The organism is Falsiroseomonas sp. CW058 (assembly GCF_050563535.1).
Classification (GTDB): Bacteria; Pseudomonadota; Alphaproteobacteria; order Acetobacterales; family Acetobacteraceae; genus Falsiroseomonas.
This window is the reverse complement of record NZ_JBNXUO010000026.1, coordinates 1-24943: the sequence shown is the minus strand read 5'-3', so window position 1 is coordinate 24943 and position 24943 is coordinate 1. Positions and strand designations below refer to the sequence as shown.

At 73.2% G+C, this 24943-nt stretch carries 24 protein-coding genes; 9 read left to right on the top strand and 15 right to left on the bottom strand.

The features are described 5' to 3' along the window. Positions 1–34: 34 nt before the first annotated feature. The gene (locus ACK8OX_RS18690) at positions 35–160 is read right to left on the bottom strand and encodes an LPS translocon maturation chaperone LptM (RefSeq protein ID WP_430665748.1); all 126 of its coding nucleotides are present in this window, start codon (positions 158–160) and stop codon (positions 35–37) included. Further along, positions 157–1551 carry an argininosuccinate lyase gene (argH, locus tag ACK8OX_RS18685; protein ID WP_430665747.1) on the bottom strand — a complete coding sequence of 465 codons (1395 nt, stop codon included), beginning with the start codon at positions 1549–1551 and terminating at the stop codon, positions 157–159. Before argH ends, ACK8OX_RS18690 begins: the two co-directional genes overlap by 4 nt. A gap of 15 nt (positions 1552–1566) precedes the next feature. Here argH and ACK8OX_RS18680 point away from each other — a divergent pair, with 15 nt between their 5' ends. Next, the gene (locus ACK8OX_RS18680; RefSeq protein ID WP_430665746.1) at positions 1567–2163 is read left to right on the top strand and encodes a TlpA disulfide reductase family protein; all 597 of its coding nucleotides are present in this window, start codon (positions 1567–1569) and stop codon (positions 2161–2163) included. Between the two features lie 11 nt (positions 2164–2174). Continuing rightward, positions 2175–3443, top strand: coding sequence for an aminopeptidase (locus ACK8OX_RS18675; RefSeq protein ID WP_430665745.1), 1269 nt, complete (start codon positions 2175–2177; stop codon positions 3441–3443). 34 nt (positions 3444–3477) lie between these two features. Here the strand turns inward: ACK8OX_RS18675 and ACK8OX_RS18670 are convergent, their stop codons facing one another. The 9 genes from ACK8OX_RS18670 to ACK8OX_RS18630 all read right to left on the bottom strand — a co-directional run bounded on the left by ACK8OX_RS18670 (position 3478) and on the right by ACK8OX_RS18630 (position 13506). Next, positions 3478–4437, bottom strand: a complete 960-nt coding sequence (locus ACK8OX_RS18670) for a Bug family tripartite tricarboxylate transporter substrate binding protein (protein ID WP_430665744.1) — start codon at positions 4435–4437, stop codon at positions 3478–3480. An 83-nt stretch (positions 4438–4520) separates the two neighbouring features. Then, complete coding sequence (locus ACK8OX_RS18665) at positions 4521–5267, bottom strand: SDR family NAD(P)-dependent oxidoreductase (RefSeq protein ID WP_430665743.1); 747 nt, start codon at positions 5265–5267, stop codon at positions 4521–4523. A gap of 34 nt (positions 5268–5301) precedes the next feature. Continuing rightward, positions 5302–6903: a GMC family oxidoreductase gene (locus ACK8OX_RS18660; protein ID WP_430665742.1), complete on the bottom strand. Its 1602-nt coding sequence runs from the start codon at positions 6901–6903 to the stop codon at positions 5302–5304. 4 nt (positions 6904–6907) lie between these two features. Beyond that, positions 6908–7894 carry a Bug family tripartite tricarboxylate transporter substrate binding protein gene (locus tag ACK8OX_RS18655; protein ID WP_430665741.1) on the bottom strand — a complete coding sequence of 329 codons (987 nt, stop codon included), beginning with the start codon at positions 7892–7894 and terminating at the stop codon, positions 6908–6910. A gap of 97 nt (positions 7895–7991) precedes the next feature. Continuing rightward, positions 7992–9080, bottom strand: a complete 1089-nt coding sequence (locus tag ACK8OX_RS18650; protein ID WP_430665740.1) for a malate/lactate/ureidoglycolate dehydrogenase — start codon at positions 9078–9080, stop codon at positions 7992–7994. A gap of 61 nt (positions 9081–9141) precedes the next feature. Then, entirely contained in the window at positions 9142–10242 is a 1101-nt protein-coding gene (locus ACK8OX_RS18645; RefSeq protein WP_430665739.1) for an ABC transporter ATP-binding protein, read from the bottom strand. Between the two features lie 3 nt (positions 10243–10245). Further along, positions 10246–11145: a carbohydrate ABC transporter permease gene (locus tag ACK8OX_RS18640; protein WP_430665738.1), complete on the bottom strand. Its 900-nt coding sequence runs from the start codon at positions 11143–11145 to the stop codon at positions 10246–10248. Further along, positions 11145–12080 carry a carbohydrate ABC transporter permease gene (locus ACK8OX_RS18635; protein WP_430665737.1) on the bottom strand — a complete coding sequence of 312 codons (936 nt, stop codon included), beginning with the start codon at positions 12078–12080 and terminating at the stop codon, positions 11145–11147. The genes ACK8OX_RS18640 and ACK8OX_RS18635 overlap by 1 nt, the downstream gene beginning before the upstream one ends. Before the next feature lie 67 nt (positions 12081–12147). Next, entirely contained in the window at positions 12148–13506 is a 1359-nt protein-coding gene (locus tag ACK8OX_RS18630; RefSeq protein WP_430665736.1) for an ABC transporter substrate-binding protein, read from the bottom strand. A gap of 206 nt (positions 13507–13712) precedes the next feature. Between ACK8OX_RS18630 and ACK8OX_RS18625 the strand changes: the two genes are divergently transcribed. The 3 genes from ACK8OX_RS18625 (at position 13713) to ACK8OX_RS18615 (ending at position 17422) form a co-directional block, all read left to right on the top strand. Continuing rightward, on the top strand, positions 13713–15185 hold the full coding sequence (locus tag ACK8OX_RS18625) for a YsnF/AvaK domain-containing protein (protein WP_430665735.1): 1473 nt from the start codon (positions 13713–13715) through the stop codon (positions 15183–15185). A 129-nt stretch (positions 15186–15314) separates the two neighbouring features. Next, entirely contained in the window at positions 15315–16439 is a 1125-nt protein-coding gene (locus tag ACK8OX_RS18620; RefSeq protein WP_430665734.1) for an NAD(P)/FAD-dependent oxidoreductase, read from the top strand. Continuing rightward, positions 16436–17422, top strand: a complete 987-nt coding sequence (locus ACK8OX_RS18615) for a threonine ammonia-lyase (protein WP_430665733.1) — start codon at positions 16436–16438, stop codon at positions 17420–17422. Before ACK8OX_RS18620 ends, ACK8OX_RS18615 begins: the two co-directional genes overlap by 4 nt. A gap of 54 nt (positions 17423–17476) precedes the next feature. Here ACK8OX_RS18615 and ACK8OX_RS18610 read toward each other — a convergent pair whose 3' ends face one another. Both ACK8OX_RS18610 and aceA read right to left on the bottom strand, forming a co-directional pair. Next, positions 17477–17698 carry a hypothetical protein gene (locus tag ACK8OX_RS18610; protein WP_430665732.1) on the bottom strand — a complete coding sequence of 74 codons (222 nt, stop codon included), beginning with the start codon at positions 17696–17698 and terminating at the stop codon, positions 17477–17479. Between the two features lie 36 nt (positions 17699–17734). Continuing rightward, complete coding sequence (aceA, locus tag ACK8OX_RS18605) at positions 17735–19069, bottom strand: isocitrate lyase (protein WP_430665731.1); 1335 nt, start codon at positions 19067–19069, stop codon at positions 17735–17737. Between the two features lie 151 nt (positions 19070–19220). Between aceA and ACK8OX_RS18600 the strand changes: the two genes are divergently transcribed. The 4 genes from ACK8OX_RS18600 to ACK8OX_RS18585 all read left to right on the top strand — a co-directional run bounded on the left by ACK8OX_RS18600 (position 19221) and on the right by ACK8OX_RS18585 (position 23109). Further along, the gene (locus ACK8OX_RS18600) at positions 19221–20621 is read left to right on the top strand and encodes a helix-turn-helix domain-containing protein (RefSeq protein WP_430665730.1); all 1401 of its coding nucleotides are present in this window, start codon (positions 19221–19223) and stop codon (positions 20619–20621) included. A 62-nt stretch (positions 20622–20683) separates the two neighbouring features. Then, positions 20684–21718: a flagellar motor protein MotB gene (locus tag ACK8OX_RS18595; RefSeq protein ID WP_430665729.1), complete on the top strand. Its 1035-nt coding sequence runs from the start codon at positions 20684–20686 to the stop codon at positions 21716–21718. After that, positions 21715–22581, top strand: coding sequence for a flagellar motor stator protein MotA (gene motA, locus ACK8OX_RS18590; protein WP_430665728.1), 867 nt, complete (start codon positions 21715–21717; stop codon positions 22579–22581). The genes ACK8OX_RS18595 and motA overlap by 4 nt, the downstream gene beginning before the upstream one ends. A gap of 63 nt (positions 22582–22644) precedes the next feature. After that, positions 22645–23109, top strand: coding sequence for a PaaI family thioesterase (locus tag ACK8OX_RS18585; RefSeq protein WP_430665727.1), 465 nt, complete (start codon positions 22645–22647; stop codon positions 23107–23109). A gap of 129 nt (positions 23110–23238) precedes the next feature. On the opposite strand, the gene ACK8OX_RS18580 is transcribed toward ACK8OX_RS18585, so the two are convergent. Beyond that, positions 23239–24450: a hypothetical protein gene (locus ACK8OX_RS18580; RefSeq protein ID WP_430665726.1), complete on the bottom strand. Its 1212-nt coding sequence runs from the start codon at positions 24448–24450 to the stop codon at positions 23239–23241. Next, a partial coding sequence (locus ACK8OX_RS18575) for a hypothetical protein (RefSeq protein ID WP_430665725.1) occupies positions 24447–24943 on the bottom strand: 497 nt, incomplete at its 5' end. The genes ACK8OX_RS18575 and ACK8OX_RS18580, both read right to left, overlap by 4 nt.

The following is a 24943-nucleotide window of genomic DNA, read 5'->3' as shown; positions in this document are numbered from 1 at the left end:
CGCCGTTTCGTGAAGACGCCGGCCCCCGCGACCCTCAGCGGCCGGGATAGACCCGCGGCCAGGTCACCTGGTCCGGCGGGCCGGGGGGGCGGATGTTGCCGGCCCGGCCGCAGGCGGCAAGCGCCAGCGCGGCGACGAGCAGGACGGCGAGGCTCCTCATCCCAGGCGCTCCTTCCACTCGGCCGCCATGCGGGCGACATTGGCCGGCGCCGTGCCGCCATAGGACACGCGCGACCGGACCGAGGCGGCGACGGAGAGCACGCCGAACACCCCCTCATGGATGCGCGGCTCCACCGCCTGCATCTCCCCGATCGTCAGGCCGGCGAGGTCCACGCCCATCGTCTCGGCCTTCGCGACCAGGCGGCCGGTGACGTGGTGGGCATCGCGGAAGGGCATCCGCAACTCGCGCACCAGCCAGTCCGCCAGGTCGGTGGCGGTGGAGAAGCCGGCGCCCGCGGCCTCGGCCAGGCGGCCGACCACGGGCTGCATGTCCCGCACCATCCCCCCGATGGCGGCCAGCGCGAGGGCCAGGTTCCCGGCGGCATCGAAGACCGGCTCCTTGTCCTCCTGCATGTCCTTGAAATAGGTCAGCGCCAGACCCTTCAGCGTGGTCAGCATGGCGACCAGGTTGCCGATCATCCGCCCGGTCTTGCCGCGCACCAGCTCCGCCGCGTCCGGGTTGCGCTTCTGCGGCATGATGGAGCTGCCGGTGGTGAAGGCGTCCGTCAGCTTCACGAAGCCGAAATAGGGGTTCGTCCAGATCACGATCTCCTCCGCGAAGCGGCTGAGATGCGTGGCGCACATGGCGCAGGCGAACAGGAATTCCGCCGCGAAGTCGCGGCTGGCCACGCTGTCCAGGCTGTTGCGCGTCGGCCCGTCGAAGCCGAGCGCGGCGGCCGTCATGTGCCGGTCGATCGGGAAGCCGGTGCCGCAGAGCGCGGCGGCGCCGAGCGGGCTTTCGTTCAGCCGCCGCCGGCAATCCGCCAGCCGCCCGCGGTCGCGCGACAGCATCTCGACATAGGCAAGCAGGTGGTGGCCGAAGGTGGTGGGCTGCGCGGGCTGGAGGTGGGTGAAGCCCGGCATCACGGTTCCGGCATGCTCGGCCGCGCGGGCGACGAGGGCGCGCATGACGTCGGCGACCTGGGCGTCGAGCCCGTCGATCGCGTCGCGCACCCACAGCCGGACGTCGAGCGCCACCTGGTCGTTCCGGCTGCGGCCGGTGTGCAGGCGCTTGCCGGCTTCCCCGATGCGCTCGGTCAGCCGGGCCTCGATGTTCATGTGGATGTCCTCGAGCGCCTCGCTGAACTCGAAGCGCCCGGCCTCGATCTCGGCGGCGATCTCCTCCAGGCCCCGGCGGATCGCGGCCTCGTCCTCGGCCGAGATGATCCCCACATGCGCCAGCATGGCGGCATGGGCGAGGCTGCCGCGGATATCCTGGCGCCACATCTTGCGGTCGAAGCCGATGCTGGCATTGATCTCCCGCATGATGGCGCCGGGGCCCTCGGCATAGCGGCCGCCCCACAGGGAGTTCGAGGAGGTGTCGTTGCTCACGGAGGAGTTGGTCCTGTGCTGAAAGCCCTGCCACGCCGCCGGCTGGTCGCGGCCCTCGCGGCGGGGGCGACCCTACAGGCCGCGACCGTTCCGCGGAAGGCGGCCGCCGCCGGGGCGACGGATGGCGGCCTGTCCAAGATGCGGGAACACGCCGAGCCCCGGGCCCTGCCGGACGGCCTCGGCTTCACCGACGGCGACGGGCGGGAGACGCGGTTCGAGGCCTTCCGCGGCCGCGCGCTGGTGGTGAATTTCTGGGCCACCTGGTGCCCCCCCTGCGTGGCGGAGATGCCGGCGCTGGACCGGCTGCACGGCATGCTGGCGCGCGAGGGGATCGAGGTGCTGGCCCTGTCGTCGGACCGCGGCGGGCGCGCGCAGGTGGAGCCCTTCTACGCCCGCACCGGCATCCGCCACCTTCCCATCTGGCTCGACCCCCGCGGCGCGGCGGGACGCGCGCTTGGCGTGCGCGGGCTGCCGACCACCCTCATCCTCGACCGCCGCGGCCTGGAAGTGGCGCGGCTGGAGGGCGAGGCGGAATGGGACCATCCGCAGATGGTGGCGGCGCTGCGCCGGCTGACGCGCACGCCCGCCCCCGAGACGAACCGCAACACCTGAACGGACGCATCATGCCCGACGACACCATCCCCCGCGCGGCCACCACCTTCGAGGCGCGGCTCGACAAGCTTGCCGCGCTGGCCGTGCGCGTCGGGCTGAACCTCCGCGCGGGGCAGGAGGTGGTGATGACCGCCCCGGTCGAGGCGCTGCCCCTGGTGCGCCGCATCGCCGAACATGCCTACAGGGCGGGTGCGACGCTGGTGACGCCGCTGATCGGCGACGACCAGGTGGCGCTGGCCCGCTACCGCCACGCGCAGGACCCGGCGGCCTTCGACGTCGCCGCCGACTGGCTGTTCGAGGGCATGGCCAAGGCCTTCGCCGGCGGCGCCGCGCGGCTGGCCGTGGTGGGCGACGACCCGACCCTGCTGTCGCAGGAGGAGCCGGAGAAGGTGGCCCGCGCCAACCGCGCGCGGTCCAGGGCCTATCGGCCGGCGCTGGAACTCATCACCAGCTTCGCCACCAACTGGAACCTCGTCCCCGCCGCCACCCCCGGCTGGGCGCGGCAGGTCTTCCCCGGCCTGCCGGAGGAGGAGGCGGTGGCGCGGCTGTGGGACGCCATCTTCATGGCCTGCCGCGTGGACGTGGCGGACCCGGTGGCCGAATGGGCGCGCCACAACGCGACGCTGCAGGCGCGCACCGCCTTCCTGAACGGCAAGGACTACCGCGAGCTGCATTTCCGCGGGCCGGGCACGGATCTCCGCGTCGGCCTCGCGGAGGGGCATCTCTGGGCGGGCGGCGCGGAGCCGGCGAAGAACGGCATCACATGCAACCCCAACATCCCGACCGAGGAGGTCTTCACCACCCCCCATGCGCTGCGGGTGGAGGGCACCGTGCGGTCCACCAAGCCGCTGGCCTACCAGGGCACGCTGATCGAGGAGATCGCCGTGCGCTTCGAGGCCGGGCGCATCGTGGAGGCCAATGCCAGCCGCGGCGCCGACGTGCTGCGGCGCGTGCTGGAGACGGACGAGGGCGCGGCGCGGCTGGGCGAGGTGGCGCTGGTGCCGCATTCCTCCCCCATCTCGGCCTCCGGCCTGTTGTTCCGCAACACGCTGTTCGACGAGAACGCGGCGAGCCACATCGCGCTCGGCCAGGCCTACACCACCTGCCTGCGCGACAGCGCGGGCGTGGCGGCGGAGGATCTGGCGAAGCGCGGGGCCAATGCCTCGCTCATCCATATCGACTGGATGATCGGGTCGGGCGCGATCGACGTGGACGGCATCACCCAGGCGGGCGAGGCGGAGCCGCTGATGCGCGCGGGGGAATTCACCGGCGGGGCCTGAGGCCGGCGGCGCCGGGGCCGCGCGGCTCCCGCCATCAGTCCAGCGGGATGCCGTGCGCCCGGATGACCTCGCCGTACTGGCGCACCGTCTCCTGCATCAGACGGCCCAGTTCCCCGGGCGTGGAGGAGACGGCGGCGGCGCCGGTGCCCTCCACCGCGGCGCGGTATTCGGGGGAGGCGACGGCCTCCACCACCAGCCGGTTCACCCGTTCCACCACCGCGGGCGGGATGCCGCCCGCGCCGCAGATGCCGAGCCAGCCATAGGCCACCAGGTCGATCCCCTGTTCCACCAGCGTCGGGATGCCCGGCGCGACGGGCAGGCGCTCCGGGCTCGACATCCCGATGGCGCGGACCTGGCCGGACTGCGCCAGCGGCATCGTGTTCACCAGCGGCCCGACGAACAGCTGCAGCCGCCCCGCGATGAGGTCCTGCAGCACCGGCGGGGTGCCGCGATAGGGCACCTCCACCATCGACAGCCCGGCCTGACGTTCGAACATGCGGGCGATGAGGTTGGGCATGGAGGCGGCGCCGACATGGCCGTAGTTCATCACCTCCGGCCGGGTGCGGGCCAGCGCCACGAATTCCGCCGCGTCGCGCACGGGCAGGGAATTCGGCACGACCAGCGCGTAGTAGGCGCGCGTGATCTGGGAGACCGGCGCCATCACGTCGAGGGGGTAGGGCCGCGTCGCGCTCATCGAATTCAGCGCGTCGATATAGGTGCAGACCAGCAGCGTGTGGCCGTCGCGCGGCTGGGACAGCACATGGTCCAGCGCGATGCGCCCGCCCGCGCCGGTCCGGTTCTCCACCACCACGGGCTGGGGCAGGCGGGCGCGCATCTGCTCCGCCACGATGCGGGCGGGGATGTCGGTCGGCCCGCCGGCGGGGAAGCCCACCAGCAGGCGGACGGGGCGGGTCGGCCAGGCGTCCTGCGCCGCGGCAGGCAGGGCGGGCAGCAGCGCGGCGCAGAGCGCGAGCGCCCGGGTCAGGGGGGACATGGTGCGGCTCCGCCCGGTGTGGTGGCAGCGGCAGGATAGGCAAGGGGCGGCGGCGGCTCAATCGCCGCCGCCGATGGCGGCCTTCAGGTCTCCGCGCCGCCATTCACCTGGATCATCTGGCCGTTCACATAGGCGCCGCCGTCGCTCACCAGCATCCGCACCACCGCCGCGATCTCGGCCGGCGTGCCCATGCGCCCCACGGGCACCTTGGCGACATACTGGTGGCGGTGCGTCACCACCCCCGGCTTGTCGTCGTCGGCCGCGATGGGGCCCGGAGAGATGGCGTTGGCGGTGATGCCCTTCGGGCCGAATTCCTTGCCGAGCGCCTTGGTCAGCCCCCAGAGCCCGTGCTTGGCCACCGAGACGGGCGCGCGGCCGGAATAGCCGTGGATGGCGTTCATGCCGGTGAAGTTGACGATGCGGCCCCAGCCCTTCGCGACCATCCCCGGGATGCAGGCCTGCGAGAGCCAGATCGCGGCTTCCACATCGACCGCCATCACCCGCCGCCAGTCCTCGACCGTGGTGTCGAGGAAGGGTTTGGCCGGGCGCAGCGCGGCGTTGTTGACCAGCACGTCCACCGCGCCGAAGGCGGCGATCGCCTCGGCGGCGATGCGGGCGCATTCGCCGGGGCTGCCGACATCGCCCATCGCGACGATGGCGCGCACGCCGAAGGCCTCCGCCTCCCCCGCCACGCGTTCCGCCGCGGCGCGGTCGGTGGCGCCGTTGATCGCGACGTCGAAGCCGTCCTGCGCGAGGCCGAGCGCGACGGCGCGGCCGATGTTCTTGCCCGCGCCGGTGATCAGGGCGGCGCGGCGGGGTGTGGCGTTCATGCGTGGGCGGGTCCTTGGTGGGGAAGGGCGTGGATCAACCGTCGCGGCGGATGAACTCGGCGCAGCGTTCGCCGACCATCAGCGCGGCGGGCTGGATGTTGGGTGAGGGGATGAGGGGGAAGACGCTGGCATCGGCCACGCGCAGCCCCTCCACCCCGCGCACCCGCAGGCCGGGGTCGAGCACGGCGCGTTCGTCGCCCCCCATGCGGGCGGTGCCGCAGGGGTGGAAGACGGTGCTGGCGGTGGCACGGATGCTGGCCATGTAGGCCGCGTCGTCCCGCGCCTCCGGCCCGGGGCGCAGCTCCTCCAGGATCAGGTCCCGCAGCGGGCCGGTGGCGCCGATGCGGCGGCACAGATGCGCGCCGCCCAGCATCACCCGCATGTCGTTCGGGTGGTCGAGGTAGTTGGGCTGGATCACCGGCGGGTCCGCCGGGTCGGGGCTGCGCAGCGCCAGCCAGCCGCGGCTGTCCGGGCGGCACTGGCCGTAGTTCAGCATCACGCCCGGCTCGTGGTGCAGGCCCTGGGCGTAGTCGAAGGTGGAGAAGTTCACGAACAGCAGCTGCAGCTCCGCCTCCTCCGCGCCGGGGGTGACGCGGGCGAAGCCCGTCGCCTCCCCCGCGCCGATGGCCAGCGGGCCCGATCCGCGCAGCGCCCAGTCGAGGCCCATCGCCACCTTGCGAAGATGCCCGCCCGGGCGGGGTGCCATGATCTCGTTCAGCGTGCCGCAGGGCTTCGTGCGCCAGATGAACTTGGCGATCAGGTGGTCCTGCAGGTTGCGCCCGACATCGGGGCTGTGCGCCACCACCGGGATGCCGAAGCCCTGCAGCGCCGCGCCGTCGCCGATGCCCGACAGCATCAGCAGTTTCGGCGTCTCGATCGCGCCGGCCGAGAGCACGATGCAGCGTCGCGCGCGGAATTCCCCTTCTGCCGTCGCGACGCCGACCGCGCGGCGGCCCTCGAAGACCAGGCGGTGGACATGGATGCCGGTCCGCACCTCCAGGTTCGGGCGCGACATGGCAGGGCGGAGATACATGCGCGCCGAGGAGGACCGCCAGCGGCCATCCACGTTCAGCTGCACCGGGCCCACGCCCTCGATCGGGCCGCCGTCGTTCACGTCGCGGTGCCGCGGCAGGCCGGCGGCGGCCGCGCTGTCCACGAAGGCGCGCGCGGCCGGCGCAAGGCGGCGCGGCGCGCCGACGCGGATCGGGCCATCGCTGCCGCGCGCCGCCGAGGGCTCGCCGAGCCAGGTCTCCATCCGGCGGAAGGCGGGGGCCACATCCTCGTAGGACCAGCCGCGCGCCCCCGCCTGTGCCCAGCGGTCGTAGTCATGCGGGCTGCCGCGCAGGAAGACCAGCCCGTTCACGCTGCCCGAACCGCCGAGCACGCGGCCGCGGGGCCAGTGGATGCGCCGCCCGTCCAGCTGCGGCTGCGGCTCCGTCATGAAGCGCGGGTCGTAGCGGCCACTGCCGAACAGCTTCCCGTAGCCCAGCGGCAGGCGGATCCAGGGGTCCCGGTCCTCCCGCGGGCCGGCTTCCAGCAGCAGCACGCGCGTCGCCGGATCCTCGGACAGGCGCGCGGCGACGATGCAGCCCGCGCTGCCGCCGCCGACGACGATGACATCCGCCTCGCTGCCCACGGGATCAGGGTTCCAGCTTCACCCCGGTGCGGTCCACCACCTGGCGGAACTTGGCAAGCTCCGCGCGGAAGAAGGCCTCGGCGTCCGAGGGCGCGTTGGGGCGCGTCCAGGGGGCGACGCCGGCGACGAGCAGGCGTTCGCGCAGCTGCGGCTCGGCGATCGCGGCGCGGACGGCGCGGTTCAGCGCCTCCGTCACCGGCGCGGGCATGCGCGGCGGGCCGATCACGGCGAACCAGTTCTCCAGGTCGAAGCCCGGCAGCGCGCCCTCGGCCAGGGTCGGGATGTCGGGGAAGGAGGGGAAGCGTTCGAGGCCGGTCACCGCGACCCCGCGCACCCGCCCGTCCCGCACCTGCCCCGCGGCGGAGGCGAGGACGGCGACGCCCCACTGCGTCTCGGCCCGTGCGATGCTCTCAACCATCAGCCCGCCCGAGCGGTAGGGCACATGCGGGAAGCGCCCGCCGAGGCCGAGGACGGAGGCGAACATCTCCGCCGAGAGATGCGGCATCCCCGCGACGCCGGAGGAGGCGAAGGGCATCGCATCGGCCTGCGCCGCGCGAAGGCGCGCGATCACCTCCTGCGGGGTCGCGCCGGGGAAGCCGGGCTGGGTGACGACGATCATCGGGCCGGTGCCGACCACGGCGACATGGGTGAAATCCGCCACCGGGTCGTAGCGCGTACCGCCCTGCACGGCGTTGGGCGCCAGCGCGTGGGACGAGGCCTCCACCAGCATAAGCGTGTGCCCGTCCGGCGCCTGGCGGCGCAGCCAGTCGCTGGCGATGATGCCGGACGCGCCGGGCCGGTTCTCCACCACCACGCGCCCGTTGCCGCCGAGCGCCGGGCCCAGCCGGTCGGCCAGCAGGCGCGAGGTGACGTCGGTGGAGCCACCCGGCGCGAATCCCACCGCCAGCGTGATGGTCCGGTCGGGGAAGGCGAGGGCGGGCGCGGCCAGCGCGGAGGCGAAGGCGAGGCCGAGGAGCGAGCGGCGGAGCATGGACGAGGACCTCCCGTATCGTTGTTGCGCGGAGGGTCGCAAGGCCGGCGCGGCTGGGCAAGGGCCGGCGCCCCGCCCCCGGGGAAGGGACGGGCTCTCAGCCCGGCGCCGGCACGCCGAGCTGCCGCGCCACGGCGAGGATGCTGGCCCAGGTGTCGGGCGTCAGCGGCACGCCATTGGCAAGCCGCTCCGCCCGCGTCGCGGCTTCCCTGTCGCCGGGGGCGAGGACGGGCTCGCCGGGGCTGGCCGGGTTGCTCGCCAGCACCCAGTCCACATAGGCGCGGCCGGTCGCGTGGAACTCCGCCTCGGTGCCGAAGTGGCGGGGGGAGACGTAGAAGCTCAGCATGCCGTTGGCGATGCGCCCGCGCGCCTCCACCGGCCCGCTGGTGCCGCCGCCGGTCAGCGCGCCGGCCAGCATCTCGCACATGAAGGCGAGGCCGCTGCCCTTGTGCTCGCCGAAGGCGCGGATGGCGCCGGCGCCGTTGGCGGGGTTGCGCGGGCCGGTCTGGCCGTATTCGCCGTAGAGCGTGTGCGGGTCGCCCGACAGGCGGCCATCGGGTTCGATCAGCGCATCGGCGGGCAGCGCCTTGCCGCCGTTCGACGCTACCAGCACCTTGCCTTCCGCCACCAGGCTTGTCGCGAAATCCAGCACCAGCGGGCGTCCGGGCAGGGGGACGCCGACGCTGAAGGGCGCGGTGGAGAAGCGGCGTTCCGTGCCGCCGAAGGGCGCGACCAGCACGCTGCCGGCCACGTTGACGAAATGCACCGAGATCAGGCCCGCGCGGATCGCTGCCTCGGCATAGTCGCCGACGCGGCCGATATGGCCGGCATTGCGCAGCCCGACCACCGCGATGCCGTGCTGCAGGGCGCGGGCGATGCCGAGTTCGACGGCCTGCGGCGCGACCGTCTGGCCGAAGCCGAACCTGCCGTCGAGCAGCGCGAAGCAGCCACCATCCGTCACCACCTCCGCCGTCTGGCCCTTCAGCACGAAGCCGGCCTGGTGCCATTCGACGTAGCGCGGCACGCGGACCACGCCGTGGCTGTCATGGCCGGCGAGGTTGGCGCCGAGCAGATGGGTGGAGATGCGCCGCGATTCGGCGGCATCGCACCCCGCTCCTTCGAAGATGGCGGCGATGAAGGCTTCCAGCGTCGCGGCGGGGATGCGGATGTAGCTCGGCTCGGCCATGGGCGCGGTGTTCCTCTCTCGCGCAGGAACCTGCCCCCGGGCCGGCGGGGCGTCCAGACCCCTACAGCACGCGTCCGCTGTCGGGGTCGATCAGGTGCATGTGGTTGAGGTCGGCCGCGACCTGCATGGGGCGGCCGGGCTCGGCCGGGGTTGTGGGGTCGATGCGGCTGCACACCTCGTGTCCCTGCATCCAGAGATGCAGCAGCGTCTCCATCCCCATCGGCTCGATCACCTCGGGCGTCAGCTGGAACAGGGCGATGTTCGGACGGTCGAGGTTCTTGGGTTCGGTCAGGTGCTCGGGGCGGATGCCGAACAGCACCTCCTTCCCGGCCATCGGCTGGTAGCGCGCGCTGCGTTCGGCGGGCACCGGCAGGACGATGCCGTTCGGCAGGCTGAGGCGGAGCGCGCCGGACCCGTTCTCCACCCGGGCGGGGATGAAGTTCATCGCGGGGCTGCCGATGAAGCCGGCCACGAAGCGGGTCGCGGGGCGGTGGTACAGCTCCTGCGGGGGGCCGACCTGCTCGATCACGCCGTGGTTCATCACCACCACGCGGTCGGCGAGCGTCATCGCCTCCACCTGGTCGTGGGTGACGTAGACGGTGGTGGTGCGGACCGTCTGGTGGACCTTCTTGATCTCGGTCCGCATCTGCACGCGCAGCTTGGCGTCGAGGTTCGACAACGGTTCGTCGAACAGGAAGACCTTGGGGTCGCGCACGATGGCGCGGCCCATGGCCACCCGCTGGCGCTGGCCGCCCGACAGCGCCTTCGGCTTGCGCTCCAGCAGGGGCGCGATGTCGAGGATGCGGGCGGCGTTGTTGACGCGGCGCGCGATCTCCTCCTTCGGGAACTTCCGCAGCGTCAGCCCGAAGGCCATGTTCTCGTAGACCGACATGTGCGGGTAGAGCGCGTAGTTCTGGAACACCATGGCGATGTCGCGGTCGCGGGGGGGGATGTCGTTCACCACCGTGCCGCCGATCGCGATCTCGCCCGAGGTGATCTCCTCGAGCCCCGCGATCATCCGCAGCGTGGTGGACTTGCCGCAGCCCGACGGGCCGACGAGGACGACGAATTCATGGTCGGCGATGTCGAGGTCGATGCCCTTCACCGCCTGCACGCCGCCCTCATACGCCTTGACGACCTTGCGGATGGAAACCTGCGCCATGGTTCAGCCCTTCGTCGCGCCGGCGGTCAGGCCGGCGATGTAGTAGTCCATCAGGAACGCGTAGACGACCACCGGCGGCAGCGCCGCGAGCAGCGCACCGGCCATAAGCTGGCCCCAGGCGAAGGTGTCGCCGCGGATCAGCTGGCTGACCACGCCGATGGTGATCGGCATCTCCGACGGGGTGGTGATGAAGGCGGTGGGGTAGACGAAGGCCGCCCAGCTCACCGTGAAGGCGAAGATGGTGGCGGCGATGATGCCGGGCAGCGCGACGGGGATGAAGATCCGGAACAGCATCTGCATCCAGTTCGCGCCGTCGATCAGCGCGGCCTCGTCCAGTTCCTTCGGGATGGAGGCGAAGTAGCCGATCATGATCCAGGTGCAGAAGGGCACCGTCAGCGTCGGGTAGATCAGCACCAGCCCCCAGGTGGAGTTCAGCAGGCCGAGGCTGCCGACGATCTGGTAGAGCGGGATGAACAGCAGCGTGTCCGGCACCAGGTAGGTGAGGAAGACGCCGGTGGCCAGGAACTGGCTGCCCCAGAACCGCATCCGCCCGAGCGCGAAGGCCGCGAGGACGGAGATCACCATGCTGATCGCCACCACCAGCACCGTCACCTTGATGCTGTTCCAGAAGAACCCCATGAACATCGGGTTGGTCAGCAGCGCGCGGTAGTTCTCGAGCGTGGGGTCGCGGACCAGCCAGGGATTCCCGGCCAGGTTCGCGACCTCCGCGCTGGTCTTCAGGCTGGTCAGCAGCATGTAGACCGGCGGCGCCAGCATGACGATCGCGGCGATGACGAGAGAGACATAGGCCGTGACCAGCGCCCAGCGGCGTTCCCGCCGCAGGCTGCCGGCCTTGCCGTACATCGCCGCGGGCGTGGCGGCGGCGGTCGTGGCGGTGCTCATCACGCCTCCTCCCGGTTGCGGCGGTTGATGCCGCGCAGCACGAAGAACGCGATCACCGCCAGGATCGGGAACATGAACAGGCTGACCGCCGCGCCGCGCGGGATGTTGCCGGCCAGCACCCCCACCTGGAAGGCGTAGGACGCGAAGACATGCGTCAGGTCCCGCGGGCCGCCATTGGTCAGCACGCGCACGATGTCGTAGTTCGCGAAGGTCACGATCAGGCTGAACAGCACGGTGATGGAGATGATGTTGCGCATCATCGGCAGCGTCACGTAGCGCAGCCGCTGCCAGCCCGTCGCGCCGTCGATCGCCGCGGCCTCGTAGAGCTGTTCCGGCACGGATTTCAGCGCGGCGAGGTACATGATCATGAAGAAGGGCGCGCCGTACCAGACATTGACGATGATGACGGAGATGCGCGCCCACCACGGCTCGCCCAGCCAGGGGACGGCGGGCACCGCGAAGATGTTCAGGATCCAGTTGATCGAGGAGTACGAAGGCTCGAACATCCACCACCAGCCCAGCGTGGACAGCGCCGGCGGGATCACCCAGGGCACCAGCAGCATGCCGCGCCACTTGCGCTGACCCTTGGTGGGGATGTGGTGCAGCATGTGCGCCAGCCAGAAGCCGATCAGCGCCTTGAGGATCACGGCGGTGACGGCGAAGAACACGGATTGCCAGATCACCGCGCGGAAGGTCTCGGAATCCAGCAGCACCTCGAAGTTGCCGAGGCCGATGAAGGCGGTCATCCGCCGGTTCAGCGTGGACAGGTAGATGGCATAGGCCGCCGGCCACGCCACCAGCCCGCCGATCACCGCGATCAGCGGCAGCGTCATCAGGAAGGCGATGGTCGACCGCCGTCGCGCGAAGCGTTGCAGGGACCCGCCCCGCCGCGCCCCCGCCGCCTGTCCCATGCCCAGCGCCGCGCCGTCGGCCATCTCGCGCCTCCCGGTTGCGCGGCCCCGGGCGCGCGCCCGGGGCCTTTTCCGTGCCGAACGCTGCGGCCTAGAGGCTGCGGCGCATGTTGGTGATCTCGCGCTCCAGCCAGCCGAGCGCGGCGTCGATGCTCTCGCCCCCCTGCGACACGCGGGCGATCAGCTTCGTGTTCAGCGCCTGGATGTACATCTGGCTGGCCAGTTCCGGCGGCGCCGGGGAGAAGGCGATGGAATAGCGCGCGTCGTGGTGCGGCTTCAGCGGGTAGTTGTAGATGGTGCCGACGGGCGGCCCTTCCGTCTCCCACACCTTGAAGTCGGCCATGCTGAGATGCGGCGGGATGTCGTAGCCGCCCGAGAAGTTGGTGGTGAACTCCGCGCTCTCCCGCTCGCCCAGGAATTCGACGAAGCTCTTGGCCGCGGCCTTGTTGCGGCCGAAGGCCCAGATCCCCGTGGTCCAGGGCAGGTAGGCCAGGAAGCGGCCCTGCGGGCCGGCCGGCATCGGCACAGTCCAGCAGTTCTCCGCCACCTGCGGCGCGTCGCGCTTGGCCACCGCCCAGGCGGAAGGCGGGTTGAAGATCAGCGCGGACCGGCCGGAGATCAGCGCGCGGTTGTTCGACGCGTCGTCCCAGGCCCAGACGTCGTTCGGCAGGAAGCGCGACAGCCGCACGGCGTAGTCGACCACCTGGCGGAGTTCCTGGTTGCCGCGGATGGTGGGGTTGCCGCGTTCGTCGGTGATGCGCGCGCCGTAGCTGGCGAACAGCCCGCCCACCCAGTCCACCGCGTCGGTGAACTGGCCCATCGGCAGGCCGAAGGGCACGCCGGCGCGGTGGCAGGCCTCGGCCGCGCGGAGGAAGGTGTCCCAGTTCCACTGGTCGGCGCCGGGCCCCTTCTCGGCGCGGGCGGGCCACATGGCGCGGACATCGATGCCGGCATGCTGCTGGAGGAGGTCGGCGCGGCAGAGCGCGGGCTTGTTCTGGGTGCCGCTGGTCGCCGGCACGCCGCGCCAGGCGCCGCCGCGCTTGCCCAGGAACTCCGCCACCGGGTTGATCGGGCCGAACTTCTGGACCAGCCGGCCGATCACGTCATCCACCGGCTCCAGCTGGTCGGCATAGGCGCCGACATCCCAGGGGCCGAGGCTGATGCCGTCATGCCCGCTGCGCGACTGCGCCTGCGCGGCGGCGGTCAGCTGCAGCTGGTTGCCGGTGGTGTTGATGAAGTCGAGCGTGAGGTTCACCCGGTTCCGCTCGGCCCAGCGGGTGCCGAGCTGGCGCAGAGCGTCGTTGCTGCCGGGGACCCAGTGGTCCCAGAAGGCGAAGCGCAGGTTGCCGCCGCTGCCCTGGGCGTGGACCATCGGCGCCGCGAGGGTGCCCGCCGCCAGCACGCCCGCGCCGGCGCGCAGCGCGCCACGCCGGGAAATCCCGTCTGCCATCCCGTGTTCCTCCGTCGTGCAACCTCGGCCAGCCGTTCATCGGCCATGCCGGTTGCATCCCTGGAAGGTTAGGCATCCGGGGATGCCGGCCGCAAGCCCGCAGCGGGCGGGCGGGGTTGCGGCTCGGGAAAGCTCACGCCGTTGCGCGCCCGGTCGGAACGCCCGGCCCGCCGACCCGTTCTCCCCGCATCGTCGGAGGCACCTGCATGGCCGAACCGGTCGCGGCCATAGAGATCGGCCGCCTTCCGCTGCATGAGGAGGTGGTGCGCGTCGCGCACCGCCGCCGCGTCACCAGCCGCGTGCGGGTGTCGGTCGGCACCGAATCGGTGCCGGCCGAGGTGACCGCCACGCGCCATCGCCGCCTCGCCGAGATCGAGCGCGTGGCGGTGGAGCGCGAGGTGGATGCGCCGCCGCCGGTCCGGCAGGAGGGCGACACGCTCGTCGTCCCCGTGCTGGAGGAGCGGCTCGTGCTCGTCCGCCGCCTGGTGGTGACGGAGGAGATCCGCTTCCGCCTGCGTGTGGAGGACGAGCCCGTCACCCTCGCCGCGCCGGTGCTCCGCCAGTCCGTGCAGGTCACCCGCCTGCCGGTCGCCGACGACATCGACGAACCCGAGTTCAACGGAGATCCCCCCAGCATGCAACGCACCGTCACCGCCATGTTCGACAGCCAGGCCGAGGCCGACCGCGCCGTGGAGGCGCTGCGCGGCCTCGGCATCACCGATGTCCGCGTCCACGCCGCCCAGTCGGGCAGCGGCCATGGCGGCACCGTCGCCACCGCGCCCGAGGACCGCGGCATCCTCGCCGCCATTGCCGACCTCTTCGTGCCGGATGACGACCGCGCCGCCTACGGCGAGGGGCTGCGCCGCGGCGCCCGCCTGGTCACGGCGCAGGTGGACGAGGCCCGGCTCGACCGCGCGATGGACGCGCTGGAGGCGGCCGGCGCCGTCGACCTCGACGCGCGCGAGGCGAGCTGGCGGCAGGAAGGCTGGACCGGCGCCGCCGGCATGGGCATGGGCGCCGCGCTCGGCGCCTCCTCGGACGGCAGCCGCACGGGCCTGGCCGCGATGCCGGGGCAGGGCGGCAGCAACCCGCCCGGCACCATGGCCAGCCGCGCCGTGGACCAGGTGGCCGGCACCAACATCAGCGGCGCCCATCCGGAGAACGAAATGCGCGCCACCGATGCCGCCGGCATCGCGCGCACCGATGGCACGGCGGTGACCTCCATGCACGACGCGACCGGCGCCGCCGGCCGGACCGGCGCCACCGGCATGACCGGGCGCGAGGAGAGCATCCCGATCGCCGAGGAGCGCCTGCGCGTCGGCAAGCGCGAAGCCCATGCGGGCCGCGTGCGCGTGCGCTCCTACGTCGTCGAGACGCCGGTCGAGGAGCAGGTGACGCTGCGCGAGGAGCGCGTGCATGTCGAGCGCCACGCCGTGGACCGCGCCGCGACGGGCAGCGACGCCGACCTGTTCCGCGAGCGGGTGATCGAGGCGGAGGAGAGCGTCGAGGAGGCGGTGGTGCAGAAGGATGTCCGCGTCACCGGCGAGGTGGTGGTGAACAAGGACGTCACCGAGCGCACCGAGACCATCCGCGACACCGTCCGCCGCACCGAGGTCGAGGTGGACGAGGACAGCGTGGCGAACGACCCGACGCGCCGCCCCGGCCGCGGCGCGGCCTGACGCGGACGCTCGCGGCCGCCTCCGGCAAGGAGACGGCCGCGAGCGGGCGCGCGGCGCGCCCCGCAGGCTGGGGACGCGTTTCGCGACCCGGGATTGACCGCCGGCCCGCCCGGCCGAACCATGCGGGGCATGGGCACACAGGTCTTCGATGCGGTCATCATCGGCGCCGGCATGGCGGGCGCCACCTCGGCCGCGCATCTCGCCGCGCGCGGCCTGAAGGTCGCGCTGCTGGAGGCGGAGGAGAGCGCGGGCTACCACAGCACCGGGCGGTCCGCCGCGCTCTGGATCCTCAACTACGGCTCGCCCGATGCGCGGCTGCTGACGGGCGCGTCGCGGGCCTTCTACGCGGCGCCGCCGGCCGGCTTCGCCGAGGCCCCGCTGCTGCGCCCGCGCCCGCTGGTGACGCTCGCCCCCCCCGACCAGGTGCCGCTGCTGGAGAGGATGGTGGCGGAAGGCCAGGGCATCGAGGCGATCCCGGTGGCCGAGGTGGCGGCGATGGTGCCGGTGCTGCGCCCGGGCTACGCCGCCGCGGCCGTGATCGAGCGCGACGGCTTCGACATCGACGTGGCGGCGACCCATGCGGGCTTCCTGCGGCAGGTGAAGGCGGCGGGCGGCGTGCTGGCGCTGCGCCACCGCGCCGGGCGCATCGCGCGGCATGGCGGCGCCTGGGAGGCGGAGACGAGTTCCGGCACCAGCTTCGCCGCACCCGTCCTGGTGGATGCGGCCGGCGCCTGGGGCGACGAGGTGGCGGGCATCGCGGGCGTCGCGCCGATCGGGCTGCAACCCAAGCGGCGCACGGCGCTGACGATCGACCCCGGCGCGCATGACTGCGCCGACTGGCCGCTGCTGGGCGATGCCGCGCATGGCTGGTACGTGCGGCCGGAGGCGCGGCGGAAGCTGATGGTCTCCCCTGCCGACGAGACGGACATGGACCCGCAGGACGTGCAGCCGGACGAGATGGACGTGGCGATCGCGGTGGAGCGGATGCAGGCCGCGCTCGACATCCCCGTGCGGCGGGTGGAGCACCGCTGGGCGGGGCTGCGGAGCTTCACGCCCGACCGCGGCCTGGCCATTGGCGAGGATCCGGAGGCAAGGGGCTTCTTCTGGATGGTCGGCCAGGGCGGCTACGGGATCCAGACCGCGCCGGCGGCCGGGCGGCTGCTGGCCGCGCTGGTGACGGGCGAAGTGCCCGGCGACCTCTCGGCGGTGGCGCCGATGGTGGACCCCGCGCGCTTCCGGAGGGCCGGCGCATGAACACCCCGCTTCCCGGATTCGCGGATGTGCAGGCGGCGGCGGCGCGCATCGCGCCGCATGTCGTGCGCACGCCGATGCTGCGCCACCGCCTGCTGGACGAGATCGCCGGCGGCACGGTGCTGGTGAAGCCCGAACCGTTGCAGCGGACCGGCAGCTTCAAGCTGCGCGGCGCGACCAATGCCGCGCTGCGGCTGCCGGAGGCGCAGCGGGCGCGGGGCGTGGTGACGCATTCTTCCGGCAACCACGGCCAGGCGGTGTCCTGCGCGGCGGCGATGCTGGGGATGCCCGCCCTGGTCGCCATGCCGTCCGACGCCCCCGCCATCAAGGTGGAAGGCACGCGCCGCTGGGGCGCCGAGATCGCCTTCTTCGACCGCCGGACGACCGACCGCGAGATGCTGGCCGAGCGCCTGGCGGCGGAGCGCGGCGCCACCCTGCTGCCGCCCTTCGACCATCCGGACGTGATCGCGGGCCAGGGCACGCTGGCGCTGGAACTGATCGAGGATGCGGCGGCGGCGGGCCTCGGGCTGGACGCGATGGCGGTCTGCACCGGCGGGGGCGGGCTGATCGCGGGCTGCGCGCTGGCAGTGGAAGGCGCCTCCCCGAACACGCGGGTCCATGCGGTGGAGCCGGAGGGGTGGGACGACACGCGCCGCAGCCTGGAAGCCGGGGTGCGCATCGCCAATGACGGCACGGGCGAGACGCTGTGCGACGCGCTGCTGTCGATGCGCCCTGGCGCGCTGACCTTCGCGGTGAACCTGCCGCGGCTGGCGGGCGGCGTCGTGGTGACGCGGGCGGAGGTGTTCCGCGCCATGCGCTTCGCCTTCGAGCACCTGAAGGTCGTGGCGGAACCCGGCGGCGCGGTGGCGCTGGCGGCGGTGCTGGCGGGAAAGGTGGAGGCGCGCGGGAAGACGCTGGGCGTGGTGGTCAGCGGCGGCAACGTGGACCCGAAGGTCTTCGCCGAGGCGCTGGCGGCGGGCGGCTGACGCAGAACCCCGCCCCCTCCCCCGCGACGGGAGGAGGTGGCGGGGCCGGCGGCGTCAGGCGTGGCGCATGCGGCCACGGTCGGCGCAGGCCCAGCCATGGCCGTGCACCAGGCCGTCGTCATGGTCCTGCTTCACGGACATCGCCGCGGCGATGTCGGGCGTCGCGATGGCTGGATCGCCATCGGCCGGGCGCAGCAGCCGCCCGACGCTTGGGGGCGGCTCCGTCGCCCATCCATGGGAATGCACCAGGCCGTCGTCATGGGTGTCGTCGTTCATCGCGGTTCTCCTGCGTTGCGGGCGGGGCGTGGAGGGTCAATGCGCGGGCGCGGGCCGCTTCGCGCCATGGTCGAACTGCGCGGCCTCGGTTGAGGTCGCGAGCGCGGTGGTGCTGGCTTGGCCGCCGCTGGCCGCGGTTGCGACCGCGTCGAAATAGCCGACCCCCACCTCGCGCTGGTGGCGGATGGCGGTGAAGCCCTCGGCCTCGGCGGCGAATTCGGCCTGTTGCAGTTCCGAATAGGCGCCCATCCCGCGCTCGGCATAGCCGCGGGCCAGCTTGAACATGGACAGGTTCAGGCTGTGGAAGCCGGCGAGCGTGACGAACTGGAACCTGTAGCCCATCGCGCCGATCTCGCGCTGGAAGCGCGCCGCGGCCTCGACGCCCATCTTGCGCTGCCAGTTGAAGCTGGGGGAGCAGTTGTAGGCCAGCATCTTCCCCGGGAACTCGCGGTGAATGGCCTCGGCGAAGGCGCGCGCGTCGTCGAGGTCGGGGTCGCTCGTCTCCCACCACAGCAGGTCGGCATAGGGGGCGTAGGCCAGGCTGCGCGCGATGGCGTAGTCCTTGCCGGCGCCGGGCTTGATGCGGAAGAAGCCTTCCGGCGTGCGCTCCCCGCTCAGGAAGGGGCGGTCGCGCTCGTCCACGTCGCTGGTCAGCAGCTGCGCCGATTCGGCGTCCGTCCGGCACAGCAGCACGGTCGGCACGCCCTCCACGTCGGCGGCCAGCCGGGCGGCGTTCAGCGTGCGAATGTGCTGGGCGATCGGCACCAGCACCTTCCCGCCGAGATGGCCGCACTTCTTCTCGCTGCTCAGCTGGTCCTCGAAATGCACGCCCGCGGCGCCGGCCGCGATCATGGCGCGCATGAGTTCGAAGGCGTTCAGCGCGCCGCCAAACCCGGCTTCCGCATCGGCGACGATCGGGGCCATCCAGTGCGTCGCGTCGCCCTTGCCCTCCTGCACCGCGATCTGGTCGCAGCGGCGCAGCGCGTTGTTGATGCGGCGGACGACATCGGGGACGGAATCGACGGGGTAGAGCGACTGATCCGGATACATCTGCCCGCCGGTGTTCGCATCCGCCGCCACCTGCCAGCCCGACAGGTAGATCGCCTTCAGCCCGGCTTTCACCTGCTGCACCGCCTGCATGCCGGTGAGCGCGCCGAGGGTGTTCACGAAGGGCTCGGACTTCAGCAGCTGCCACAGCCGCCGCGCGCCCATGTCGGCCAGCGTGTGCTGCACGCGGAAGGACCCGGCGAGGCGGGCGACATCGGCCGGGCCGTAGTCGCGGCGGATGCCGTCGAAGCGGCCCGGCTGCGGCGCGCCGCCGAAGCCGGCGCCGTCCGGGGAGAGGGTGGGAGAGGGGGTGGGACGGGTCATCTGGGGCTCCTCGCCGCCGGGATCACATCCGCGGCGCGAGTGAATAATTCACATTGCGCTGCCGAAGTTCAGCCGCGATCCTCCCCCCGAAGCGGCAATGAAGTGGCCCGCTTGACCGGTCCTGGTCCTGATTTTGTAAAGGACGAAAAGAATGTCTCGCCCGCTGATCGGCCGCACGGTCCGTCGCCTGCGCATGGAGCGTGGCCTGACGCAGCAGGGCCTGGCCGCCCGGCTCGGCATCTCCGCCAGCTACCTGAACCTGATCGAGCACGACCAGCGCGTGGTGACCGCCAGCCTGCTGATCAAGCTCGGCGAGACGCTGGCCGTGGATCTCGCGGCGTTGTCGGGATCGCGCGAGCGGCAGGTGGAAGCCGGCCTGCGGGAAGTGCTGTCCGACCCGCTGCTCGGGCTCGAGACCGTGCCGGAGGCGGAGGTCGCGACGCTTGCCGCGGGCGCGCCCAACGCGGCGCGCGCGGTGCTCGCGCTCTACCGCGCCTGGCGCGTCGCGCGGGAGGATGCGTCGGGCATCGCGCTGCCGACGGGGCGACGCCTGCTGCTGCCGAACGAGGAGGCGCGCGACTTCTTCCACGACCGCGCCAACCACTTCCGCGCGCTGGAGGAGGTGGCCGAGCGGATCGGCGGCGACCTGCGGGCAAGCCCCGCCGAGATGAACCACGCCATCGCCGAGAGGCTGCGCCGCACGCATGGGGTCACGGTGCATGTGGGCGCGCTGGACGGCGCGCTGCGGCGCTACGACCCGGCGTCGCGCCGGCTGGACTTGTCGGAATCGCTGCCGCGGGAAAGCCGGGGCTTCCAGCTGGCCTTCCAGCTGATGCTGCTGGAGGCGCGCGACGCGGTGGAAGCCGCGATCGCGCCTGCGGAGCCGAGCACGGCGGAAGCCGCGGCGCTGATCCGGCTCGGCCTGCTGAACTACGCCGCCGCCGCGCTGCTGATGCCCTATGCCGCCTTCCTCGCCGCCGCGCGGGACCTGCGGCACGAGGTGGAGGCGCTGGCCGCGCGCTTCGGCGTCAGCTTCGAACAGGCGGCGCACCGGCTGTCCACGCTGCAGCGGGATGGCGCGCGCGGCGTGCCCTTCTTCTTCCTGCGCGTCGACCCCGCCGGCAACGTGGACAAGCGCTTCTCCGCCGCCGGGTTCCCCTTCGCGCGCTTCGGCGGGTCCTGCCCGAAATGGGTGGTCCACCGCGCCTTCGAAAGCCCGGGGACGACGCGCGTGCAGGTGGCGCAGCTGCCGGACGGGGCCACCTTCCTGTGCTTCGCGCGCGCCATCGCGGCGCCGATCACGCGCTGGGGCGAACCCGCGCCGGTGCATGTGGTGGCGATGGGCTGCGACATCTCCCGCGCCGCCGAGGTGGTCTATGCGGACGGGCTGGACCTCGCGGGCGCGGCGGTGGGCATCGGCCTGTCCTGCCGGCTCTGCGACCGCGCCGACTGCCGGTCCCGCGCCTTCCCCCCGCTGGAGCACCGGCTGGCGCTCGACCCCAACGAGGACAGCGCAGCGCCCTGGCGCTTCGTGCCGGCCAGGCGCGGGTAGCACATCGCGCGGGCGAAGCGGGCTTAGCCCCCGCTTAACCCGGCCCGCGGCATACCGGCCGCATGGCGAAGGGCCGGAACGGCGGGGCGACGATCGTCCTGAAGAAGGTGGAGGAAGGCGGGCACGGCCACCATGGCGGCGCCTGGAAGGTGGCCTATGCCGATTTCGTCACGGCGATGATGGCCTTCTTCCTGCTGATGTGGCTGCTGAACGCCACGACGGAGGAACAGCGCCGCGGCATCGCCGACTTCTTCGCCCCCACCAACGTCATGGGCCGCACGACCACCGGGTCGGGCCAGCCCTTCGGCGGGCGCACGCCCCACGAATCGGAACCGATGACGCAGAACGCCGGCGCCATCCGCCTCCAGACCGGCCCCGTCCCCGTGCTGCCGGATGTCGAGGTGGAGGAGGACGTGCCGAACGCCGCGCGGCCCGTCCCCCGCCGCGACGGGCCCGAGGGCGACGACGAGGAGGCCGATCCGCGCCGGGTCCGCACCGCCCGCGCCGATGCCCCGCCCGGCGATGCGGACCCCCGCGCCGCCCCCGACCCACGCCGCCTGTCGGATGCGGAACTCCGCGCCGAGGCCGCCCGGCGCGAGCGGGAGGCTTTCGCCCGCGCGGCGGAGGAGATCCGTCAGGCCGTCTCCCAGGACCCGGCGCTGGCCGACCTCGCGCGGCAGCTGCTGATCGAGCAGTCGCCGGAGGGGCTGCGCATCCAACTCCTCGACGCGGAGCGCCAGCCGATGTTCGCGCTGGGCGGCAGCGCGCCGAACGAGCGCGCGCGCCTGCTGGTGGGCCGCGTCGCGGCGGTGGCGGCGCGGCTGGACAACCCGGTCGCCGTCACCGGCCACACCGACGCCACGCCCTTCCGCGGTGGCACCGACCGCTCGAACTGGGACCTCTCGGCGGAACGCGCCAACGCCACGCGCCGGCTGCTGGTGGAGGCCGGCCTGCCGGAGGCGCGGATCCGCAGCGTCGCGGGCTATGCCGAACGCCAGCCGCTGCTGCCCGACCAGCCCGCGGCGGCGGCGAACCGGCGCGTCGCCATCACCCTGATCCGCCGGGCGGATGCGGGGGCGGAGGGTCGCGCCCCATGATGGCGATCGCGGGCTTCGGCTTCCTGCTGGTGATGGTGTTCGGCGGCTACCTGATCGCCGGCGGCAAGTTCGGCATCATCATCGGCGCGCTGCCCTTCGAGATGATGATGATCGGCGGCGCCGCCATCGGCGCATTCGTCATGTCGAACAGCATGCACGACATCAAGCACACGATGGCGGGCTTCGGGAAGATCATGAAGGGCGCGCGCTACCACAAGTCCGACTACGTGGAGATGCTGTCGCTGCTCTACTGGTTCGTGCGGCTGGCGCAGCAGAAGGGCGCGATGGCGCTGGAGGCGCATATCGAGCGCCCGCAGGAGAGCGCGGCCTTCCAGAAATTCCCGAAGATCGCCGCCGACCACCACGCGGTGACGATGATCTGCGACTACCTGCGCATGATCGGGATGAACGCCGACGACCCGCACCAGATCGAGGACGTGATGGCGCGGGAGCTGAAGAAGCTGAAGGAGGAGGAGCTCCACCCCTCCCACGCGCTGCAGAACATCGCCGATGCGCTGCCCGCGCTCGGCATCGTCGCCGCCGTGCTCGGCGTCATCAAGACGATGGGCTCGATCGACCAGCCGCCTTCCGTGCTGGGCAAGATGATCGGCGGCGCGCTGGTGGGCACCTTCCTCGGCGTGCTGCTGGCCTATGGACTGATGGGCCCGATGGCGACGCGGCTGAAGGGCGTGGTGGAGGAGGAGGCGAAGTATTTCGAGGTGATCCGCGCCGTGCTGGTGGCGCATCTGCACGGCAACGCACCGCAGGTGGCGGTGGAGACGGGCCGCAAGATGGCGCCGAGCCATTCGATGCCGAGCTTCCAGGAACTGGAGGAGAGCCTGCAGAACCTGCAGATCGGCTGAGCGCCGGCGCCGGCCCGTGCCACATGGCTTGACCTTGCGCCGCGGCGGTTGCACGCAGCGCGCATGACCGATGGCACACCCGAACCCGACCTCGACCCCGGCGCCTCGCCCTATCACGACCTGCTCGGCATCACGCTGGTCGAATGGCGCGACGGCCATGCGCGCATCGCCTGCCAGACCGGGCCGCGGCACCGCAACCGCTCCGGCATCACCCATGGCGGGGTGGTGCTGTCGATGATCGACCAGGCGGCGGCCTATGCCGGGCTGTGGTGCAGCGTGCCGGGGAATGTCCGCCGCGCCGTCACGCTCGACCTCGATTGCCGCTTCACCGGCCAGGTGAAGGGCGGGCGGCTGGTGGCGGAAGGGCGCGTGGTCAGCCGCGGGCGCAACATCTTCTTCTGCCGGACGGAGGTGTTCGACGAGGCGGGGACGATGGTGGCCTTCGGCGCCTCCACCCATCGCTGGCGCGCCGGCAGCGAGACCACCGAGGGCCAGCCCGACACCGGCCCCCGCTTCGCCGAAGGCTGATGCCTGGCGCCGGGTGCCGGCATCCGCCGGCCCGGTGCGCGCCACCTGACGCGGCGGCCATCCGGCCGCTCGGCCCTGCGGGCCGCAGGATGAACTTCGTGTGCCGGGTATGATCCGGCCCGGCGACGATCAGCCCGCCAGCAGGGGCAGCGCGGCCTCCGGGCCGGCCAGGATCTCCACCATCCGCGCGATCTCGATGCGGGTGAGCCCGCCGGGCGCCGCGCCGAGCGCGATCAGCCGGGCCACCGCGTCGCGCAGGGCGCGGTCGAAGGCGGCTTCCCCGCCCAGGCGCCGCCCGGCGCTTTCCAGCTGGCGCAGTTCCCGCGCGGCGGCTTCCAGGGCAGCGACCGTGGCATCGTCCGCGGGCGGGCCGCCGCAGGCCTGCGCCGCCGGCAGCAGCAGGCGAGATGCCAGCGCGGCGTCGAAGCGCAGGCGGCAGCTTTCCGCTCCGTCGCGGCGGATGGCCGCCATCCGCTTCCGCTCCCCCGCGAGAAGGCCGCCCGCCGCCACCGCCTCCAGGTCAGAGAGCCGTTCGCCGAGCGCGGCGGCGGCGCTGGCGGCGGCGGCCGGGCTGTCGCAGGCGGAGATGGCCGCGGCGTCCTGTTCCAGCATCGCCGCCACCTCGCGCCCGGCGGCGGAACCGGCCGCGGGATGCAGGCCGGCGGCCAGGCCGGCGATGGCCCCGGGCCGCGCGGCGTGGCGCAGCAGCCCCACCATCGCGGCGGTGAGCGGCGCCGCGCCTTCCGCCGCGAGCGGCACGAGCGCGGCCCGCAGCAGCGCATCCGGCGGCCCGTCCGCCGCGGCCTCCCGCGCCGCCCACAGCGCGACCCCGTGGCGCCAGAGCGCGGCGCAGAGATCCAGCATCGGCGCGGCCGCCGCGGCCGGCAGCCCGGCTTCCGCCCAGCCGCGCGGCGGCGCCGCGATCCGCAGCGCGCCCGCCGCCGGCCACAGCCGCGCGCCGAGCCCTCGCACCAGGTCATGATCATCGGTGGTGTGGCCGAGGGCCGCGGCCTCGATCTCCGCGGCGAGGGGGCCGAGCCCGGCCTGCACGGCGGCGACCAGTGGGGCGATGGCGTTGCGCGGGATCTGCGCCGCCGCGCCCTTCCAGTCCGCCGGCGCGACCAGCGCGCCTTCCGCCGGCAGCAGCAGGATCCGCGCAAGCCGCAGCGGCCGCGCGGGGCGCAGGGCGCGCAGCCGCGGACGGACGCCTTCCAGCACCGCATCCACCTCGCCGCGGTCGGCCAGCCCGTCCAGCATGGCGACGACGCGGCCGAGCGCCGCGTCCGGCGCCCCCGCCAGCGCCGCGCGGAGCTGCCGCGCCGTGCTGCCCATCGCCGTCAAGCGGCGATGCCCAGCAGCTGTTCGTTGCGGGCGATCAGCAGGCCGCGGCCCTGGCGCGCCCAGGCCGGGCGGGGGGCGACCAGGCGGCGGCCTCGCAGCAGCGTGTCCCAGTCCGCCGCCGGGCCGGGCCAGGTCTCGGCCTCCAGCGGGGGCACGGGCAGTTGCGCCAGCGCGTCGTGCAGCGCCATGCCGTGTTCGGCGGGCGGGGAGGCGGCCCAGAGCGCGGCCAGCATGTCCCAGCCATCCAGGATCCAGTCCGGGCGTTCGGCCAGGGCCGTGATCTCGGGCACCGGGTCCTGCCCGGCCGCGAGTCGCGCCGGCAGGGCCGCCAGGGCCTGGCGCAGCCCGTGCAGGCCGGCCGGCACCGCCGCCAGCGCCAGCCGGGCCGCGCCCGACAGCAGCAGGGCGGCGCGGCGGTCCTCCAGCGCAACGGCGCACTCGCCCCAGGCGACGACGCCATCGGCCATCCGGTCGAGCGCGGCGACCCGGGCCG

Excerpts from the sequence above, each read along its gene's own strand:
- ACK8OX_RS18690 (WP_430665748.1), bottom strand. The coding sequence starts at position 160 with ATGAGGAGCCTCGCCGTCCTGCTCGTCGCCGCGCTGGCGCTTGCCGCC.
- ACK8OX_RS18675 (WP_430665745.1), top strand. The coding sequence starts at position 2,175 with ATGCCCGACGACACCATCCCCCGCGCGGCCACCACCTTCGAGGCGCGG.
- ACK8OX_RS18670 (WP_430665744.1), bottom strand. The coding sequence starts at position 4,437 with ATGTCCCCCCTGACCCGGGCGCTCGCGCTCTGCGCCGCGCTGCTGCCC.
- ACK8OX_RS18665 (WP_430665743.1), bottom strand. The coding sequence starts at position 5,267 with ATGAACGCCACACCCCGCCGCGCCGCCCTGATCACCGGCGCGGGCAAG.
- ACK8OX_RS18655 (WP_430665741.1), bottom strand. The coding sequence starts at position 7,894 with ATGCTCCGCCGCTCGCTCCTCGGCCTCGCCTTCGCCTCCGCGCTGGCC.
- ACK8OX_RS18650 (WP_430665740.1), bottom strand. The coding sequence starts at position 9,080 with ATGGCCGAGCCGAGCTACATCCGCATCCCCGCCGCGACGCTGGAAGCC.
- ACK8OX_RS18645 (WP_430665739.1), bottom strand. The coding sequence starts at position 10,242 with ATGGCGCAGGTTTCCATCCGCAAGGTCGTCAAGGCGTATGAGGGCGGC.
- ACK8OX_RS18640 (WP_430665738.1), bottom strand. The coding sequence starts at position 11,145 with ATGAGCACCGCCACGACCGCCGCCGCCACGCCCGCGGCGATGTACGGC.
- ACK8OX_RS18635 (WP_430665737.1), bottom strand. The coding sequence starts at position 12,080 with ATGGCCGACGGCGCGGCGCTGGGCATGGGACAGGCGGCGGGGGCGCGG.
- ACK8OX_RS18630 (WP_430665736.1), bottom strand. The coding sequence starts at position 13,506 with ATGGCAGACGGGATTTCCCGGCGTGGCGCGCTGCGCGCCGGCGCGGGC.
- ACK8OX_RS18625 (WP_430665735.1), top strand. The coding sequence starts at position 13,713 with ATGGCCGAACCGGTCGCGGCCATAGAGATCGGCCGCCTTCCGCTGCAT.
- ACK8OX_RS18620 (WP_430665734.1), top strand. The coding sequence starts at position 15,315 with ATGGGCACACAGGTCTTCGATGCGGTCATCATCGGCGCCGGCATGGCG.
- ACK8OX_RS18615 (WP_430665733.1), top strand. The coding sequence starts at position 16,436 with ATGAACACCCCGCTTCCCGGATTCGCGGATGTGCAGGCGGCGGCGGCG.
- ACK8OX_RS18610 (WP_430665732.1), bottom strand. The coding sequence starts at position 17,698 with ATGAACGACGACACCCATGACGACGGCCTGGTGCATTCCCATGGATGG.
- aceA (WP_430665731.1), bottom strand. The coding sequence starts at position 19,069 with ATGACCCGTCCCACCCCCTCTCCCACCCTCTCCCCGGACGGCGCCGGC.
- ACK8OX_RS18600 (WP_430665730.1), top strand. The coding sequence starts at position 19,221 with ATGTCTCGCCCGCTGATCGGCCGCACGGTCCGTCGCCTGCGCATGGAG.
- ACK8OX_RS18595 (WP_430665729.1), top strand. The coding sequence starts at position 20,684 with ATGGCGAAGGGCCGGAACGGCGGGGCGACGATCGTCCTGAAGAAGGTG.
- motA (WP_430665728.1), top strand. The coding sequence starts at position 21,715 with ATGATGGCGATCGCGGGCTTCGGCTTCCTGCTGGTGATGGTGTTCGGC.
- ACK8OX_RS18585 (WP_430665727.1), top strand. The coding sequence starts at position 22,645 with ATGACCGATGGCACACCCGAACCCGACCTCGACCCCGGCGCCTCGCCC.